Genomic DNA, 19,181 nt, shown 5'->3' on the forward strand with positions numbered 1-19,181 from the left:
CCCGCCTTCAAGCGTGTTCATAAACCTAATTTCTGCTATTACTCATTTCAAATAAAAATCTCCACTAAAAAAAGCATCTGATTTGGCAATACTTAACTGACGATACTTATTTAAAAAATCATAAAATTGCTGATTAATTAGCGGATCATCAAGTGCGCTAGCATCAAATACAGAGGTAATAGTGGTGTACTCTAAAGAGAGGGTAAATTTACGACCTATACAACTAGCGAGTAGCATTTTCGCTGATTGATAAGAAAAACGTAGACTCAAAATTTTCAGCTTTGGAACAAAAATAAGATGATTATTATGATTGAGTATCTCCGTGATCCCCGCAATAGTTATCGTTTGATAGCTATCTAATGATTTTCGTAAACCGACTTCTATTTTTTGTCCTTGGGTACGTAAAAAATCAATAAATTCTCCAAGTGCGGGGGATGTGGCATTGATTGCAGCGCCTAGTAATAACTGAATAAATGCTTGAGCAACGGAAAAATCAAAGGTTTGCTTATGAAGCTTTTTTGTTTCGATTTTATTGTGCCCTAGAAGGGGTAAATGGTTGAGGGTATCTAACCAATGTTCGGGGCGATAATAGGCTTCATTATCCTCTTTTTTTAATGCAGCAAGATGGTTTGCCATAATAGAAATAAGTCCAATTTGAATATTTTTAAGTTGTGACATTCTTTCTATTTCGGAAGGCTCAAAAGGTTTTGGTGATGCGATGATAAATTGTACTAAACCTTCGGCATCTTTTATATTTTGAGAATGTAATGCATTCATCGATAAGGTTTGCGGAAAAGGCGGTGTAACAGGCTCCGCAAAATAGCGATCAGCATTCATAATATTTTTTAGTAAATCAGATTGTTTGTTATTCATAAATATTATCCTTACACAGTTATACCTCTCCCATTAAAGTCTAATTAAGTGAAAATTCAGAGACTAAAATTTATTAACATCATGACAACCATAACATTGTGTTAACAAATTGTGTGGTCTTTAAGCGAAATTCAACGTTATATGATATGTTTAATAAATAACCTTACCTATTTTGATAGTTTAAACATGCTGTCAGTATAAAAATAAGAAGGAGAAGCTATGTCGTTACGTTTGAAAAAAGAGAGCCATTCCACGCTCTTAGTCGGATCTCAAGAATATGAGTACTACCGTCTTTCAGAAATTGCCCGCCAATTAGGCGATATTACCCGTCTTCCTAAGTCCCTGAAGGTGTTACTAGAAAACTTAGTGCGTTATCTCGACAATGAAACTGTTGTTGAAGAGGATATTAAGGCGTTAGTTGAGTGGCAAAAAACAGCACATGCATCACGTGAAATTGCTTATCGACCTGCAAGGGTGCTTATGCAAGATTTTACCGGTGTGCCTGCGGTCGTTGATTTAGCCGCTATGCGTGAAGCAGTGAAATCTTTGGGTGGGAAGGTGGATAAAGTCAATCCACTATCACCTGTTGATTTAGTTATTGACCACTCTGTTATGGTTGATGAATATGCCAGTAAAAATGCGTTTGCTGAAAACGTGGAAATTGAAATGGAGCGTAACTATGAACGCTACCTTTTCTTACGCTGGGGGCAGCAATCCTTTGAACGCTTTCGTGTCGTGCCGCCGGGTACCGGAATTTGCCATCAGGTAAACCTTGAGTACTTAGGCAAAGCTATTTGGTCTGAAGTGCAAAATGGGCGTCATGTGGCTTATCCTGACACTTTAGTTGGCACAGATTCTCATACCACAATGATTAACGGTCTTGGTGTTCTAGGTTGGGGTGTAGGAGGCATTGAAGCAGAAGCCGCAATGTTAGGTCAACCTATCTCCATGTTAATTCCTGATGTTGTTGGCTTTAAACTGACAGGAAAATTACGCGAAGGGATCACCGCAACTGATCTAGTTTTAACCGTCACACAGATGTTACGCGCTCACGGTGTGGTGGGTAAATTTGTAGAATTCTACGGAGATGGTTTAGCGTCATTACCTTTAGCTGATCGTGCAACAATAGCCAATATGTCACCAGAGTATGGTGCGACCTGTGGATTCTTCCCAATAGATGATATCACTCTTGATTATTTGCGTTTAACAGGACGTGAAGAGCAGGAAATAGCACTAGTTGAAGCTTACAGCAAAGAGCAAGGTTTATGGCGACATACAGGTGATGAGCCTATCTTTACGTCAACTTTATCGTTAGATATGGGAACCGTTGAAGCAAGCCTCGCTGGGCCTAAACGTCCTCAAGATAGAGTTAATCTACCGAGTGTACCAAAAGCATTTAAAGCAGCAGTAGAGCTTGAAACTAATAAGAAACCACTGTCACACTTCCCTCAAGTAAAAATTGATGATTATCCTGCGTTTGAATTAACTGATGGTGCTGTCGTTATTGCGGCGATCACATCATGTACCAACACATCAAACCCTAATGTTTTAATGGCAGCCGGATTATTGGCTAAAAATGCGGTAGAAAAAGGATTACAACGTAAACCTTGGGTTAAGTCTTCTTTGGCTCCGGGCTCTAAAGTGGTCACAGATTATCTTAATCTAGCAGGATTAACCCCTTATCTTGATGAGTTAGGGTTTAATCTTGTGGGATATGGTTGCACAACATGTATTGGTAACTCTGGGCCTTTATTAGCACCGATTGAAAGTGCAATTAAGGATAATGACTTAACTATTGCGGCTGTGTTATCCGGTAACCGTAACTTTGAAGGTCGAATACACCCCTTAGTGAAAACCAACTGGTTAGCATCACCGCCTTTAGTGGTTGCTTATGCTTTATCAGGCAATATGAATATCGATCTCACTAAAGAGCCATTAGGTAAAGATAAACAGGGCAATCCCGTCTATTTAAAAGATATTTGGCCTGATAGTAAAGCGATTGCTGATGCTGTTGAGAAAGTTAAAACAGAAATGTTCCATAAAGAGTACTCCGCTGTGTTTGAAGGTGATGCGACATGGAAATCACTGAAAACACAAGATACACCTGTCTATGATTGGCAACCAGATTCTACCTATATTCGACATCCGCCTTTCTTTGAAGGAATGTCAAAAACGCCTGCTCCAATTAAAGATATTCATCAAGCCAGCATTTTGGCTATTTTAGGTGATTCAGTGACAACTGATCATATCTCGCCTGCGGGTAATATTAAGGCGGATAGTCCAGCGGGGCGTTATTTGCGTGAGCACGGTGTTGAGCCGAAAGATTTTAACTCTTATGGCTCAAGACGCGGTAATCATGAAGTTATGATGCGAGGCACATTTGCCAATATTCGTATTCGTAACGAAATGGTGCAGGGAGTAGAAGGTGGTTTTACCAAGCATATTCCAACGGGAGAAACACTGGCTATTTACGATGCCTCAATGCGTTACCAACAAGAAAATACGCCATTGGCGATTATTGCTGGTAGTGAATATGGTTCAGGCTCTAGCCGAGATTGGGCGGCAAAAGGAACACGTTTATTAGGTGTGCGAGTCGTTATTGCAGGCTCTTTTGAGCGTATTCACCGTTCTAATTTGATTGGTATGGGGGTTTTACCTTTAGAGTTTCCTAAAGGAGTAACTCGTCAAACATTAGGCTTAAAAGGTGATGAGAAAATTGAGATCACAGGGCTTAATGCATTAACACCGAGCCAAGATGTCGCAGTTAATATTACTTTCGCAGATAATCACACTGAAACTATTATGGCGCGTTGTCGTATTGATACTCAAACTGAATTAGCCTATTTTCAACACGGTGGCATATTGCATTATGTTATTCGTAATATGCTTTAATTAGGTTTAGCTGTAATCAAACGCCTCATTATAAAAATGGGGCGTTTTTGTTTTTATGGAATATTATTTATCAGGTTGAATGAATTTATTTTTATAATTCAATGTGAAAATAATTTAATATTTCTATTATTTAATTTATAGCTAATTGAAAATAAATTTTAAATAAAATGACTTTGCTTTTATTTTATTGTTATTATTTATTTTGAACTTAACTTTAAATATAGAATAATTAGAAATGGAATATTTAACTATGTTTAATCATATATATGGAATTGTCGGTATTTGTGGTACTTTAGTTGCATTAATAACAAGCTTTATGCAAGACAAAGAGCTTGCTCAATGGATTTTTGTTTGTTCTGGATGGTTGGCTGCATTGTTTGTTGGATATTTTAATTATATTTTTTTTAAAAGGTTAAGCTTACAACTCACTAATCTTATTGAAAAAAATAATACAATATCAAATGAATTAACTAATGTTGAGTATCAAAGGAAAAATATAGAAAGTATTGCTACATATTTAGCATCACAAAATAATCCTATGCGAACCACAGCAATACCTCGAGATAATTAATAATAAATTTAGGAGTCAATCTTGTCTAAAATACAATTCGAAAACTACAATTATTACCCTACACTAAGAACAAGAGGAGCCGAAATATTAGGTTTGGAAAAGTTAAGTGATGAAAATAAGAAGAAAATATTACCAATAATAACATTAGGGAAATGGCCTCGTTCTGATGATATTAAAACATCAATGAATAAAACAATAGAATCAGTTAATGGTAATCAATTTATTGTTGATGTAACACAAGAAGTAAAACATCATTGTGAATCAAGTCTAGATTTATTATCTCATCAGCAAAACTTTAAGAAATGGATAGATTTTTGTTCTCAATATGAAAAAATCATTCCAACAGTTCAAATAACCGAGTTAGCCAAACTTCGTGATATTGTAATGCAAGCAAAGATCCTAGAATCACAATATGGTTATATCGCTTTTAGGATCAAGAATATACATATGGATGTTAACCGTGTGATTAGTTCGCTTGTCGCATTAGATAAGCCTCAAAATGCAATAATATTTATTGATTTAGGCTATATCAGAGAAAGTTTTCCTGCGGCTGTTATAGCGACTATCAATGCGATTAATCAAATTAGAACTGAAATACCTGAGGCGATTATTAGTATTTTGACAACTAGTTTTCCAAGTTCAGTTATACGTTTTTGTCATGAAAATAAGCAAAGTGGTTTTATAGATGTAATGGAACGCGACTTTCATCAATCCATTGGAGGACAGTCTGTTGCTATTTATGGTGATCATGGCTCGATTCATTCTGTTGTTTATGATGATGTAATGGGGCGCTATATTCCTCGTATAGATATCGCTTTAGATGATGCTTGGTATTTTGAAAGAAGACCTGATGCTAAAGATGCGAATGGCTATATAGATGCTGCAAAATCTATATTAAAAGAGTACCCTTCGTATGAAAGTGATCCATCTTGGGGTGCTGAAATGATACGAAATGCTGCAAGTGGTAATGTAACTGGAATGGGAAGTCCTGCTAAATGGATTGCGGTAAGAGTAAATCTACATTTATCTAAACAGATAGAGCGTTGTGAAATGGATAATTATGATGCTTATGATCTTGATATAATTTAAAGAAAGGAGGACTAGTCCTCCTTTATAACATATCTTTTTATTACCTTAGATGGAATATCTTTTTTCGAACAGCCAAATTTTTCTGATATTTTTTTTGTATCTATAAAATGAAAATCAATGGTTGGTTCCGTATCAACTTGCTTTAAAGCGAGTTTGTTTTTTTTAGGTTGATTTTGTTTTTTTCTACTTAATAAATCTAAATGTTTTGTTGTTATTTTTTTGTCTTTATTGAGTAAAGCTAAATATTTATTTGATGTTGATAAATAACGTTTTTTTACGGAATTGATAGCATGACTTCTAATAATATTAAGTGGAAGTGTTTCAATAATAATTTCTAATTGTTGACGAGAACATGCTGGTGGAATAGCAATATCGTGTTCTTTTAATAAATTTTTTATTTCTTCTTTTAATAAGAAATCACAATAGACTAATTTATCTTGAATTATTCGTTGGTTACCTTTTTGAATAATTTTAAAATCAATATGTTGTTCAGTAGATATAAACTCTATGATTTCAATATCAGAGTTTTCCATTTCTTGGATTTCTATTGTGAAACGAGGTGAACATACCACCGTGACTTTTTCAAAGCGGGAAGAAAAAGTTGATAACTGTCCTTCAAGTCTTTTTAATGAGTCAAAGTCACTCTTTATTTCAAAGGCATGTAAATTTCCATTGGCGACGGCTAAATCAGCGCGTCTTGTCCAGTTAGCAACAACCATCTCATTGATAATGGTTGCATCGTTTAGGTGCCCATTTATATATAACCAATTAATGAGGGCTATCTTAACTTCTTGTTCTCTCAATGGAATAGACATTTGAAACTCATAAAAACGTAAATTTTAAGTATTATAACAATTTAAGATAAAGGTGTAACTTATTATTTTATAAATGTATTTTCTACAAAAAATTATTTTTTAATTAATAATAGTAAGTTAAGTATTAAAAAAGAGAGGTTATTAAAAACACCCCTCTTTAAAAATTAGAACTTCTATCACCAGCCCTGAATTGCACCACCATTAAAAATGGTTTCGGCGGCTGTTGCAACTTCTGGTGATTGGTAAGCCTTAATAAAATCCTGCACATTATCAGCGTTTTTGTTATCTTCTCTTGTCACAATAATATTGGTGTAAGGAGAGTTTTTATCTTCAATAAAAATACTGTCCTTGGTAGGAGATAAATTAATTTGCTGGATATAAGTTGTACTGATAATAGCGACAGTCACTTTAGGATCGTTTAAAACCCGTGGTAATTGTGCGCCTTCTAGCTCCATAATTTTAAGCTTAAGTGGATTATCAATAATGTCGATAGCTGTAGGCAATAAACCACTGTTTGGTTTTAACGTAATCAGCTTTTCTTTATCTAATAACAGTAATGCTCGACCTAAATTGGTGGGATCGTTAGGAACTGCGATGGTATCGCCTAATTTTAACTCCGAAGGATGCTTAATTTTTGTTGAATAGCCCGCCATAGGAAAAACAAAGGTATTACCAACAGCCACTAAATTGTAACCACGAGATTGATTATCTTGGGCGAGAAAAGGGCGATGTTGAAAAACATTGGCATCAAGTTCTTTATTTGCAGTGGGATCGTTAGGTAATAAAGAACCACTGAAACTTACCAATTCAACCTCTAAGCCATATTTTTCTTTGGCGACTTTTTTGGCAACTTCAGCCACATCTTGTTCAGCACCATTAATCACACCAACCTTGATTGAATAGCTGTTTTTATCGCTATTATCACAGCCAGTTAATAACGTTCCTGCTAATAATAGCGCGCTGAAAATCCTACCAGAAAAATGTAATGGCATAATGCATTCCTATCAAAATTTATTTATTAATAAATAACTTAGAATCAGATGGATAGTCAATGAAATCGCATATGACAAATTTTCACATGATATAATTGAATGATGAAAGAGCGATAAAAAAGAACAAGATATAAACAAAGAAAATAGATAAAGAATGAATTTACAAGGTAATAGAGTAAAAACCATAAATAAAAAATCCGAGCAACTTAGGCTCGGATTTGAAAATAATTAATGCTGTGCTGTTACTTATTATTGCGCTTTCTTAAATAAAAGATGGCCCATTTTATCGGCTTTAGTATCAAGATAATGCGCATTGCTTGGATTACGTCCGACGATCAATGGCACTCGCTCGAGAACATTAATGCCTGCGGCTTTCATGATTTCAATTTTTTTCGGATTATTGGTTAATAATCGAACTTCATGAACACCTAATAAGTTATACATATCAGCACAAAGGGTAAAATCACGTTCGTCTGCTTTAAAACCTAACTCGAGGTTCGCTTCAACGGTATCTAATCCTTTATCTTGTAATGCATAAGCGCGTATTTTATTTAGTAATCCAATATTGCGGCCTTCTTGGCGATGATAAAGTAATACGCCACGACCGGCTTTGCTGATTTGTGAAAGCGCAGCTTCAAGTTGGAAACCACAATCACAACGCAAACTAAATAAAGCATCACCCGTTAAGCATTCTGAATGAATACGAGATAATACGGGCTCTGAGCCTGAAATATCGCCATAGACAAGGGCGACATGATCTTTTCCTGTTGCGATTTCTTCAAAACCAACCATTAAAAACTCACCAAAAGGAGTTGGTAGTTTTGCTTCTGCGATACGTCTTAATTTCATTATTTTTGACTCATAATTTCAGGTGAAACTCTCGTTCAAGATTATACACTTTATAACGAGAACAAAGAGAAATAAAACACTGAAATATTTCCATGTCTGATAGGCAAGGAAATTGGGTAACACACACTTATAAATTCACACCACTACAAATTATCAGATTTTAAGCCTTATTGCATAATGATTTATTGCTAAACTATCATCGATTATACTAATTACCTTTAAGCATGAACGAAAGACAACATTCGTATTAAAGAAGAGGCAATATATTGAATAAGCAAATAACAAAGTTGATTCTATTGGGCTGTGTGTTGCTCTTAATCATACCGAGTGTTGTGTTGATATTGGGTTGGAAATGGCAACCTACCGACCACCCTTTAGGCGGTATAAGTACATTATGGATAGCAGATAGTGCAGCAAAACCTTGGGGCGCTGTGACGATTATTGTTTTGTTAGCATTGCTCTTTATGGTTTTAAAATTGAAGCGTAACCATTTTATTCAATTAGCAGTGATAATTATTGCTACATTATCTATTGGGCAATTAATTAAGGTCGCGGTTAAAAACACAGTAAAAGAGCCTCGTCCTTATGTTGTTTGGGTTAGTAAAAATCTGCACATTAGCTCTGAAGCTTTTTATCAAGTTTCAAGACCAGAGCGAGAACAATTACTTCAAAATGGATTAGCCAACTCACCAGTGATCCCTGAATGGCAACTTAAACATTGGAAAGCAGAAACGGGTTATGCTTTTCCATCGGGTCATAGCTTATTCTCTGCCACACTCGCATTATTTGTTTTTGTCCTTTTTATGTTGCGTCGTCATTATTTTTTAGCGTCATTCGGGTTATTATGGGGAATTGATGTCACGGTAGGGCGTATTGTATTAGGAATGCACTGGGCATCTGATGTGATTGTCGGTATTCTTATCAGCACAGTGCTGGTTTGGTGTGCATTTAAGGTGATTGAGCGACGTTTATTGCTCAAATCCTGACGATAGCCCTTATTTTTGAGATACAGAATGTCTTTTTCGATATTTATGTGAAAAAATATACGAAAATCAGATGATTCTAAGAAATGACTTTCTTTGTGCGCAGTGAAAATGCTACCTTTATCTGTCTACTAAAGAAAAGAGAATAAAAAAGGAAATAATGTGAAAAAAGTCCTACTTTTTATTTTGGTTATTCTTGTTCTTGCCATCGTGGTGATAGCCATGACTTTAGGCACAAATAACGATCAGGTAGTCACATTTAATTACCTTATTGCTCAAGGTGAATATCGTATTTCTACCTTGTTAGCGGCTCTGTTTGGTGTGGGCTTTGTACTTGGCTGGATTGTAAGTGGTGTTTTTTATCTACGTGCACGCTTATCACTAGGTCGAGCAAAACGTAAGATTAAACGTCTTGAAAGCGCCCAAACAAAACAAGAAAACCAAGAAAGTCGCCCAACGGTTGCTTCTGCTACGAAATAAGGACGATAGCTGATGCTAGAATTGCTGTTTCTGTTATTACCTGTCGCTGCGGCTTACGGCTGGTATATGGGGCGTCGTGGCGCTCAACAGGACAAACAGCAGAACGCCGATCGCCTGTCACGTGAGTATGTGGCGGGTGTTAACTTCTTACTTTCTGATCAACAAGATAAAGCGGTTGATCTTTTCCTCGAAATGCTTAAAGAAGATAGCTCTGCTTTTGAAGCCCATCTTACTTTAGGTAATCTTTTCCGCTCTCGTGGCGAAGTCGAACGAGCTATTCGTATCCACCAATCGTTAATGGAGAGTGCTGCACTTTCTTTTGATCAACGCCTACTTGCTGTTCAACAGCTAGGTCGTGACTATGTGGCGGCAGGTGTTTACGATCGTGCTGAAAATATGTTTCAGCAACTTATTGATGAACAAGAATTTCGCCAAAGTGCGCTACAATCTTTGCTTGCTATTTACCAGTTAACCAGTGATTGGGGAAAAGCCATAGAAACGGCTGAAAAATTGGTGAAATTAGGTCAGCATGAATTAAAAGAACAAATTTCACATTTTTATTGTGAATTAGCTCTCCAAGAAATGAGCAGTGATAACCTTGATAGTGCGCTGAATTTGTTACAAAAAGCAGGGCAAATGGACCCTCTCTGTGCCCGTGTTTCAATTATGTATGGTCGTATTTATATTGCTCGTGATGATAAACAAAAAGCCATTGATGTTTTAATGAAAGTGATTGAGCAAGATAAAGAGATGGTCAGTGAAACCTTACCTATGCTTTTTGAGTGTTTCCAATCTCAAGGTGATACTTCTCGTTGGGAAACTTATTTACGTCAATGTGTGGATAGTAATTGTGGTGCAATTGCTGAGCTTTACCTTGCTGACATTATTGAAACGAAAGAAGGTATTGAAGCGGCGCAGTTATACATTAATCGTCAATTAGAGCGTCATCCAACCATGCGTTTGTTCTATCGTTTAATGCGTTACCATTTAGCAGAAGCGGAAGAAGGACGTGCCAAAGAGAGCCTTATCTTATTGCGCTATATGGTTGGTGAACAAATTCGCACAAAACCAGATTATCGTTGCCATAAATGTGGTTTTACCTCTCATGCATTATATTGGCATTGTCCATCCTGTCGTTCATGGGATACCGTTAAACCTATTCGCGGTTTAGATGGTCAGTGACGATGTCACTTTTTTAATAGTCTCTTTATAAATAAAGGCCCTAAAATGTCATTTCATTGTGATAAAAAATCGCCCGAGCTTACCTGCGCGCCCGTTATTGTGGCACTAGACTATGAAGACCAAAAAAGTGCATTAGATTTTGCACAGCGTATCGATCCCTCATCTTGTCGTTTAAAAATTGGTAAAGAGATGTTTACCCGTTTTGGACCTCAATTTGTCACTCAGTTACAAAAAGAAGGGTTTGATATTTTCTTAGATTTGAAATTCCATGATATTCCCAATACTGTTGCAAGAGCTGTTGCCGCTGCCGCTGATTTAGGTGTATGGATGGTTAATGTACATGCAAGTGGCGGAAGTCGCATGATGCGTGCTGCCAAAGAGAGCCTTACAGCCTTTGGTAAAGATGCGCCACTTTTAACGGCAGTGACTGTACTTACCAGTATGGATCAATCCGATTTAATTGAATTGGGAATAACATTGACACCAGCAGAACAAGCTGAACGTTTAGCGTTACTGACAAAATCTTGTGGTCTTGATGGTGTTGTCTGCTCTGCACATGAAGCAACGCGTTTTAAACAAGTTTGTGGTGATGATTTCCTATTAGTCACTCCGGGTATTCGCCCGGCAGGAAGTGATGTTGGCGATCAGCGTCGCGTAATGACACCAGAGCAAGCCATTACCGCAGGTGTTGATTATATGGTGATTGGTCGTCCTATCACACGTAGTGATAATCCTCTAGAAACACTGCAACAAATTAATCGTTCTATACAAGGTATGTAATTTAACATGGATAATAACTCTCGCTTGGTTTATTCCACAGATGCGGGTCGCATTAAAGAAGAAGAACAAAAGCCTGTGCGTCCTGCCGGTGATGGTATTGTGCGTATTCAGCGCCAAACTAGTGGACGCAAAGGCAAAGGTGTTTGCGTTGTTTCAGGTATCGATCTGGATGATGCAGAGTTAGCCAAACTGGCGGCTGAATTGAAGAAAAAATGTGGTTGTGGTGGTAGTGTAAAAGACGGCTTAATTGAGATCCAAGGTGATAAACGTGATTTAATTAAATCGCTGTTAGAAGCCAAAGGAATGAAAGTTAAACTCGCTGGTGGCTGATTTATTTAGCTAGATAGCAACAAAATTAATCATAGTGCGCTGATTTTCCATTGAGATTAGCGCATTTTTTATTGTCACATTTTTTATTTTCACATAAGAGATGTCTTTTTAAAGGTATTTTATGAAAGCGTATTGGATGGTTGTTGCACTGTTATATTCTTCTGCGCTTTTTGCAGAAACTAAGGCAGAAAATAAGACTGAGAACATGGTTGTTCATGATAAATACTGCTCTTCGCCAGAGCAAACAATGGATGAGGTCTTTGAAAGTGGGGCACTAACCTATTGTGTTTATTCAGGTCTTTCAATTGCAGATGCTTATAAAAAATATGTCAGTGAACATGATGAAGATTATCTTGTAAAAACCATTAAGGTGAACAATAACATCCAAAAAGAGTATACGAAAGATGATGTTTCTGTTGATTATAAATGGGAAAGTCCAAAGAAATTGATGATAGAACAACAGTTTTCAGGTGGCTTTACGGAATTTTTATTAGAAGAAGATAAGAAAGGCACTAAAATCACGATCACGGGACATCCCGATTAATTGTTAGTAAAACAGCGAAGTTCATAAGTAAGATGATAGGTGACAATGTCACCTATTTTTTTGCATTTCATTCTATTCTTTCTCATCTATTTTTAGATATTTCACTGGTACTGAAAGTGTTAGCCAAACACCATTATCAGCCTGATAAAACTCAAAGCCTTCACTAAACATTTTTTCACTATCCACCGTTAAAACAATGGCTTTTCCATGACGATCACCGACATTCACGGCTGTTTTATGATCTTGTGAAAGATGAACATATTGACGACCATTAGGAATTAAACCTTGCTTAAAAATACTGTCGATAAAGCGAGTTGCTGTACCGTGAAAAAGTATTTTAGGGGGAGTAATTGCTTGGTAATCAATTGTGGTTTTAAGCGAGTGACCTTGAACTGCACGAATAAAAAGTCCGTCTTCTGAGATAGCAAAACGCTTTTTATCATTGGTTTCTACAACGTCTTTAATTAATTCAAGAGTTAGCACTGTTCCATTTTTCTGTGCTAATGGGATCAATTTTGATATTTCTCCCCATCCTTGGTCATCTAACGTTAAACCGATACTTTCAGGGGCGTGACGTAAGATATAACTTAAAAAACGACTAACTTGTACTTTGTCTTTCATTGATTTAATCCATTTATTAATTATTAAATTTATGATGCAAGAGAAAATACCTATGCAACATAAAAACATTTCCTTTCTTTTTAATGTTCATTTTTATCACTAGTTTGACTAGAAATTAAAGACATAAAAAAAGCTGATAGCTCAAAATGAACTATCAGCCTTATTGTATACCGATTTAAGTCCTATTAGATAGGACGAGCGACGATATTACGAGTTTCCAGTTTTACATCTTCAATACGAACAGGAATAACATCATTGAGTTTATACGCGGTTTCGCCTTTCACAATAACAGTGCCTGTCTCTTGGCTACATTGGATTTCGTCACGTACAGCATGTAAGAATGGTGCAGGAATAAAGGCAACAGCACCATTTTCAACTAGACGAACACGAACACCACCACGGGTAATATCGATAATTTCTGCATTAAATGGTGTTTCAGTACCAGCAAAAGGTTTTAAGAAACGTGCATATAACCAATCACCCACGTCACGTTCAGCCATACGGTTAGCACGGCGACGCTCAGCAATACGAATGCCATCTTCTTCTTGCGGTTTTTCAGCGCTTTCTTTGCTAATAATCGCTTTTAGCAAACGGTGATTTAAAATATCACTGTATTTACGAATTGGTGAAGTCCATGTCGCGTAAGCTTCTAACCCTAAGCCAAAGTGAGGACCTGGCTCGGCTTTGATTTCAGCAAAGTTCTGGAAGCGACGAATACGGCTATCAAGGAATTGATTTGGCTGGTTATCAAGTTCGCGACGTAATTGGCAGAAACCTTCAAGGGTTAACAAACTTTCAGATGTTGTTTCAATACCGTTATCTTTTAAAGTTTGTACAACTTGATCGATATAAAGTGGATCAAAGCCTGTATGAACGTTGTAAACGCCAAAACCTAAGTTTTTCGCCAGCACTTTTGCTGCACAGATATTGGCAGTGATCATCGCTTCTTCAACAATACGGTTTGCGATACGGCGTTTTTCTGCCACGATATCTAAAACATTACCGCCTTCATCAAGAATAAAACGATAATCAGGGCGTTCTTTAAAGACCAGAGCATGTTTTTCACGCCATTCATGACGTTTTTCACTCATCTCTTTTAATAACATTACTTGCTCATGAACCATTTCATTTTCAGGTTGCCATTGTGAGTTTTCACCTTCTAACCAATCTGAAATGTTGTCATAAACCAGCTTAGCTTTTGATTCTACCCATGCAGAGTAGAAGTGAATATCTTCAAGCAGAGCGCCATCTTCAGTGATGCTGACTTGGCAAACTAATGCAGGGCGTTTTTCATTAGGACGTAATGAACAGATGTTATCTGACAGCTCACGAGGCAACATTGGGATATTGAAGCCCGGTAGATAATTAGTCAGCGCGCGTTGTGCCGCAATTTTATCTAATTCACTATTTGGCAGAATATAAGCCGTTGGATCGGCGATTGCGATAAACAGCGTCAATTGACCGTTCTCTTCTTTACGAATAAAGAGCGCGTCATCCATATCTTCTGTTGATGCACTATCAATAGTGACAAAGGATAGAGAAGTCAGATCTTCACGAGGCAAAGTATCATGTAATGTCAGCGCTTCGTTACCCATTTCAGGCGCATCACGCTCAAGCTGATGACGCATTAAGGTCACCCACCAAGGCGCAAAGTGATCATCTTTATCAGTAATATAATCGGTTATTTCTGCCTGAAAACCTTTATCACCTTTATTAAGTGGGTGACGACGCATTACAGCAACAGCCCAATCTTGATCAACAAAGCTATGTGTTAAGCCTTGAGCAGGACGGCAAGGAATAGCGTCTTTTAAAAGAGGATGGTCTGGAATTATCCACAGACGGTTATCACCATCTTTTTTCTGAATACGCCCGACAAAACGTGTTAAGAAAGGTTCGACTAATTCTTCGGGTTCAACCGACTCTTTATCGCCGTTTGTATGAACGGCAGCAATAACTCGGTCGCCGTGCATCACTTTTTTCATTTGCGGAGGGGGGATAAAATAGCTTTTCTGACCATCAACTTCAAGGAAGCCAAAGCCTTTATCTGTTCCCTTTACAAGGCCTTCCACGCGCGGTGTCTGGGCATGGAGTTGCTGTTTTAGCTGTGCAAGCAGCGGATTGTCTTGAAACATATTTTTCCGGAAAGTCGGCAGTTTTAATAATAAAAAGTGGGCAATAGTTTTATTCGATTGTGTGTAGTGACGCAAGCAATATTGCATCATAAAAACAGACAAATCGGCAAAAAATTATTCAGGATCTGTTTTTTCTTTAAATTCACAAAGATCTTCAATAATACAAGAGCCACACCGTGGTTTTCGTGCAATACAGGTATAACGACCATGAAGAATAAGCCAATGGTGACAATCAACTTTAAATTCTGCCGGAACAACCTTTAATAGTTTCTGTTCAACTTCATTGACATTTTTACCTGGGGCGAAACCTGTGCGATTACTCACTCTAAAGATATGCGTATCGACAGCGATTGTTGGCCAGCCAAATGCGGTGTTTAACACGACATTTGCTGTTTTGCGACCGACGCCAGGTAAGGCTTCTAGGGCTTCTCTGTTTTCAGGAACTTCGCTGTTATGTTTATCGACTAAGATTTGACACGTCTTAATCACATTTTCAGCTTTAGTATTATATAGACCAATGGTTTTAATGTATTTCTTAAGACCATCGACACCTAAAGTTAGTATCGCCTGTGGCGTATTGGCAACAGGGTAAAGCTTAGCTGTTGCCTTATTAACACTCACATCAGTGGCTTGTGCAGAGAGTAATACGGAGATCAATAGTTCAAACGGAGAGTCAAATTTTAGCTCTGTCGTTGGTTGCGGATTGTCATCGCGCAACCGAGTTAGAATTTCAATACGTTTTGCTTGATTCATTATGCTCACAAATTAATTTTTAACGATATGACTACCACAGCCTTGTTCTTTTTCGTAAGTTTTAGTTGTCGAAGCGCTGCGCTTTTTCTGTCTTTCATCAATTAGGTATTTTGCTGCTAACATAAAGCCTAAGCCGATAAAAGCACCCGGTGGCAAAATAGCAAGTAAGAAGGGTGAGTCTAAATGTACTATCTCAACTCTTAATACTTGTGCCCATTCACCTAATAGTAAATCAGCCCCGTCAAATAATGTACCGTTACCTAATACTTCACGTATAGCACCTAAAACAAAGAGCGCCGCAGTTGCACCTAATCCCATCGCTAGACCATCAATAGCAGAAGGAAAAACTTCATTCTTAGCCGCAAAAGCTTCAGCACGACCAATAACAATACAGTTAGTGACGATCAATGGAATGAAGATCCCTAAAGATTGGTATAAGCCATAGGCGTATGCGTTGATCAGTAATTGCACAGCACTGACGACTGACGCAATTATCATAACATAAATTGGGATACGAATTTCAGAGGGAACCCAACGACGTAAGCTAGAAACGGCAACATTTGTGCAAAATAGGACTAATGTTGTCGCAATACCGAGACCCAAGGCATTTGTTGCGGTTGAGGAAACCGCAAGTAAAGGGCACAACCCAAGTAATTGCACTAAAGCCGAGTTGTTTTTCCATAACCCTTGAGAAAAGAGCTCTTTAATTGAGTTCATATTAATTTGCCTCACAGACAGAGAGTGTATCCAGTTTCTCTGGTAAAGATTGTATTAACCATGCAGTACGCTTTGATGAGTTGACGACAGCACGAGGGGTGATCGTCGCACCCGTAAATTGATCAAAATCTCCGCCATCTTTTTTTACTGCCCAGTGCGGATCGTTTTCACTGGAAATGAATCTATTACTCAGTGTCGTGATCCAATCCGAAATACGTGTTTCAATTTTATCACCCAGCCCCGGTGTTTCATTATGAGCAGTAACACGCACACCAAGGACATTTCCTTTAAAGTCGGCACCCACAAGAAGTTCAATGGCACCTGAATATCCATCGGGTGCCGTAGATTCCAATGCAGCAGCGACGGGTTTACCGTCTAAACGGGCAACATAAAGTTTATGAGGCTTGGTATTACCTAACTCTGGTGCGGTAAGAAGATAGCAATCTTTAGAAAGCGAATTGTTATACATTGCTTTAGGGATCACTTGATCCAATAATTTTTGTTTCTCTAAGGCAACTTGCTCTGCAATAGTATCTGCTGTGAGGTGATAGACCACGGCGGTTAAGCCCGTAGTACAAGCAGCAAAGATAGCTAATGTGAGTCCATGGCGTTTTAAGATTTCGATCATCATTTTCTCCTTTGCATTAATGTCCGTAAACACGAGGGCGTGTATAGCTATCAATAAGAGGTACAGCGATATTGGCAAGTAATACAGAGAAAGCAACGGCATCTGGATATCCGCCATAAACACGGATAACCCAAACTAATAAACCAATCATCCCTGCATAAATTAAACGACCTTTAGGCGTTGTTGAGGCGCTAACTGGATCAGTGGCAATAAAAAATGCCCCTAACATGGTTGCTCCAGAGAAAATTTGTAATAGCGGTTGTGAGTAACGTGTAGGATCAATGCCCCAGCTAATAACCGAGCATAGTGCTAATACAGAAATCATCGCAACAGGAATATGCCAACTAATAATGCGTTTATAAAGCAGAATTAATCCACCCACTAAATAAGCTACATTCACCCATTGCCAGCCAATACCTGCAAATTCACCTTGCAAAATAGGTGTCGCTAACACTTCATCAATAGAGTGAGTGAGTAAGCCCGTTTTAAAACTATCAAGAGGTGTTGCTTGTGTAATGCCATCAACAGAGCGTCTTAAATCTTCAAGCGTTAAGCCAGATGATGTATGTCCCGTAAAGAAGATACTTAAACTATCCATTACATTGTAAGAGACAGCTTGTAATTCAACAGGGGGCATCCATGATGTCATTTGTACTGGGAATGAGATCAGTAAAACCACATAACCTACCATTGCTGGATTAAATGGATTTTGTCCTAAGCCGCCATAAATATGTTTTGCGATAACAATGGCTACAAAAGTACCTAACACAATGATCCACCACGGCGCTAGAGGTGGAATACTAATAGCGAGTAATACGCCAGTCAGCAGTGCAGAGTTGTCTTTCAGATACAGTAAAGGATCTTCTTTTTTGAGTTTTACGCAGAGTGTTTCAGTGACAAGTGCTACGATAATAGCTAACACAATTTGGTAAATAGTTCCTAGGCCAAAAAAATAGATCTGGCTTAAGATCCCCGGCAGTGCTGCTAATGTTACCCATAGCATAACTTGGCTGGTGGACTGTTGATTATGCGTAAAAGGTGAACTCGCAATTTTTAATTTACTATTGTTATTTTGTATTGGTCTGAATTTCATCTGTGATTAATCCAAGGTAACTTCTTCTTTAGCTCGACGTTGTTCGGCTTCTTTTTTGGCTTTTACTCTAGCAATGGCAGCTGCAACGGCAGCTTTGCGTGGATCGACTTCTTCCGCTTCAGCGTTTTGAGCAGGCACTTCATCAGTCGTTGTTTCTGCTTGAGCTTGTTGAGCTTCTTTTTTCGCTTTTACTCTGGCAATAGCAGCAGCGACAGCAGCCTTGCGTGGATCGACTTCTTCCGCTTCATCATTTTGAGTAGGGGCTTCATCGATTGTTGTTTCTGCTTGAGCTTGTTGAGCCTCTTTCTTTGCTTTTACTCTGGCAATGGCAGCAGCAACGGCAGCTTTGCGCGGATCGACTTCTTCCACTTCAGCGTTTTGAGTAGGAGCTTCATCGATGGTTGTTTCTGCTGGAGCTTGTTGAGCCTCTTTCTTTGCTTTTACTCTGGCAATGGCAGCAGCAACGGCAGCTTTGCGCAGATCGACTTCTTCCGCTTCAGTATTTTGAACAGGCGCTTCTACAGTTGATGATGTTTCAGAAGCTTGCTGTGCTTTTTTAGCTTTAACACGTGCTAATGCGGCGGCAACGGCAGCTTTGCGTGGATCGACATCTTCTGCTTCAGCATTTTGAGCCGGCGTTTCTACAGTTGATGATGCTTCAGAAGCTTGCTGTGCTTTTTTAGCTTTAACACGTGCTAATGCAGCTGCAACGGCAGCTTTGCGTGGATCGACTTCTTCTGCTTCAGCGTTTTGAGCCGGCGTTTCTACAGTTGAAGATGTTTCAGAAGCTTGCTGTGCTTTTTTAGCTTTAACACGTGCTAATGCAGCTGCAACGGCAGCTTTGCGTGGATCGACTT

General features: G+C 38.2%; 19 protein-coding genes and 1 pseudogene. 9 read left to right on the forward strand and 11 right to left on the reverse strand.

Annotation, left to right across the window (positions count from 1 at the left end):
- Positions 1-42: 42 nt before the first annotated feature.
- Positions 43-873: an Evf family palmitoylated virulence factor gene (locus ABN236_RS03730; RefSeq protein WP_088495694.1), complete on the reverse strand. Its 831-nt coding sequence runs from the start codon at positions 871-873 to the stop codon at positions 43-45.
- Positions 874-1,092: 219 nt separating this feature from the next.
- On the opposite strand from ABN236_RS03730, the gene acnA reads away from it, so the two are divergent.
- The 3 genes from acnA (at position 1,093) to ABN236_RS03745 (ending at position 5,425) form a co-directional block, all read left to right on the forward strand.
- Entirely contained in the window at positions 1,093-3,765 is a 2,673-nt protein-coding gene (acnA, locus tag ABN236_RS03735) for an aconitate hydratase AcnA (RefSeq protein WP_349473397.1), read from the forward strand.
- A 235-nt stretch (positions 3,766-4,000) separates the two neighbouring features.
- Positions 4,001-4,336, forward strand: coding sequence for a hypothetical protein (locus ABN236_RS03740; protein ID WP_318621668.1), 336 nt, complete (start codon positions 4,001-4,003; stop codon positions 4,334-4,336).
- Between the two features lie 21 nt (positions 4,337-4,357).
- The gene (locus ABN236_RS03745; RefSeq protein WP_349473398.1) at positions 4,358-5,425 is read left to right on the forward strand and encodes a beta family protein; all 1,068 of its coding nucleotides are present in this window, start codon (positions 4,358-4,360) and stop codon (positions 5,423-5,425) included.
- A gap of 11 nt (positions 5,426-5,436) precedes the next feature.
- Here the strand turns inward: ABN236_RS03745 and ABN236_RS03750 are convergent, their stop codons facing one another.
- From ABN236_RS03750 to ribA, 3 genes are all read right to left on the reverse strand, one after another.
- Complete coding sequence (locus ABN236_RS03750) at positions 5,437-6,240, reverse strand: sce7726 family protein (RefSeq protein ID WP_349473399.1); 804 nt, start codon at positions 6,238-6,240, stop codon at positions 5,437-5,439.
- A 176-nt stretch (positions 6,241-6,416) separates the two neighbouring features.
- Positions 6,417-7,232, reverse strand: coding sequence for a MetQ/NlpA family lipoprotein (locus ABN236_RS03755; RefSeq protein ID WP_349473400.1), 816 nt, complete (start codon positions 7,230-7,232; stop codon positions 6,417-6,419).
- 249 nt (positions 7,233-7,481) lie between these two features.
- Positions 7,482-8,081: a GTP cyclohydrolase II gene (ribA, locus tag ABN236_RS03760; RefSeq protein WP_088495688.1), complete on the reverse strand. Its 600-nt coding sequence runs from the start codon at positions 8,079-8,081 to the stop codon at positions 7,482-7,484.
- Between the two features lie 266 nt (positions 8,082-8,347).
- On the opposite strand from ribA, the gene pgpB reads away from it, so the two are divergent.
- The 6 genes from pgpB to ABN236_RS03790 all read left to right on the forward strand — a co-directional run bounded on the left by pgpB (position 8,348) and on the right by ABN236_RS03790 (position 12,380).
- On the forward strand, positions 8,348-9,067 hold the full coding sequence (pgpB, locus tag ABN236_RS03765) for a phosphatidylglycerophosphatase B (protein WP_194952409.1): 720 nt from the start codon (positions 8,348-8,350) through the stop codon (positions 9,065-9,067).
- 159 nt (positions 9,068-9,226) lie between these two features.
- A complete protein-coding gene (locus tag ABN236_RS03770) occupies positions 9,227-9,544 on the forward strand; it encodes a LapA family protein (RefSeq protein WP_088495686.1) in 318 nt (105 codons plus the stop codon).
- Between the two features lie 12 nt (positions 9,545-9,556).
- Positions 9,557-10,726 (forward strand): lipopolysaccharide assembly protein LapB, encoded by a 1,170-nt coding sequence (lapB, locus tag ABN236_RS03775; protein WP_088495685.1) that lies wholly within the window; start codon positions 9,557-9,559, stop codon positions 10,724-10,726.
- A gap of 45 nt (positions 10,727-10,771) precedes the next feature.
- A complete protein-coding gene (gene pyrF, locus ABN236_RS03780) occupies positions 10,772-11,506 on the forward strand; it encodes an orotidine-5'-phosphate decarboxylase (RefSeq protein WP_088495684.1) in 735 nt (244 codons plus the stop codon).
- Between the two features lie 6 nt (positions 11,507-11,512).
- Positions 11,513-11,836: a stress response translation initiation inhibitor YciH gene (gene yciH / locus ABN236_RS03785; RefSeq protein ID WP_088495683.1), complete on the forward strand. Its 324-nt coding sequence runs from the start codon at positions 11,513-11,515 to the stop codon at positions 11,834-11,836.
- Positions 11,837-11,957: 121 nt separating this feature from the next.
- The gene (locus tag ABN236_RS03790; protein ID WP_194952410.1) at positions 11,958-12,380 is read left to right on the forward strand and encodes a hypothetical protein; all 423 of its coding nucleotides are present in this window, start codon (positions 11,958-11,960) and stop codon (positions 12,378-12,380) included.
- A 72-nt stretch (positions 12,381-12,452) separates the two neighbouring features.
- On the opposite strand, the gene ABN236_RS03795 is transcribed toward ABN236_RS03790, so the two are convergent.
- The 7 genes and pseudogenes from ABN236_RS03795 to ABN236_RS03825 form a co-directional block, all read right to left on the reverse strand.
- Complete coding sequence (locus ABN236_RS03795; protein WP_349473401.1) at positions 12,453-13,001, reverse strand: RNA 2'-phosphotransferase; 549 nt, start codon at positions 12,999-13,001, stop codon at positions 12,453-12,455.
- Between the two features lie 185 nt (positions 13,002-13,186).
- Entirely contained in the window at positions 13,187-15,133 is a 1,947-nt protein-coding gene (locus tag ABN236_RS03800) for an exoribonuclease II (RefSeq protein ID WP_349473402.1), read from the reverse strand.
- A 114-nt stretch (positions 15,134-15,247) separates the two neighbouring features.
- A complete protein-coding gene (gene nth, locus ABN236_RS03805; RefSeq protein ID WP_075672064.1) occupies positions 15,248-15,886 on the reverse strand; it encodes an endonuclease III in 639 nt (212 codons plus the stop codon).
- Positions 15,887-15,898: 12 nt separating this feature from the next.
- The gene (locus ABN236_RS03810; protein WP_023582263.1) at positions 15,899-16,603 is read right to left on the reverse strand and encodes an electron transport complex subunit E; all 705 of its coding nucleotides are present in this window, start codon (positions 16,601-16,603) and stop codon (positions 15,899-15,901) included.
- Position 16,604: 1 nt separating this feature from the next.
- On the reverse strand, positions 16,605-17,231 hold the full coding sequence (gene rsxG / locus ABN236_RS03815; protein ID WP_088495678.1) for an electron transport complex subunit RsxG: 627 nt from the start codon (positions 17,229-17,231) through the stop codon (positions 16,605-16,607).
- A gap of 16 nt (positions 17,232-17,247) precedes the next feature.
- On the reverse strand, positions 17,248-18,324 hold the full coding sequence (gene rsxD, locus ABN236_RS03820) for an electron transport complex subunit RsxD (RefSeq protein WP_165124009.1): 1,077 nt from the start codon (positions 18,322-18,324) through the stop codon (positions 17,248-17,250).
- Between the two features lie 6 nt (positions 18,325-18,330).
- Positions 18,331-19,181: pseudogene (locus ABN236_RS03825) on the reverse strand (electron transport complex subunit RsxC); the annotation flags it as partial.

It is taken from the genome of Proteus sp. fly-1013 (assembly GCF_040140245.1).
GTDB lineage: Bacteria > Pseudomonadota > Gammaproteobacteria > Enterobacterales > Enterobacteriaceae > Proteus > Proteus mirabilis_B.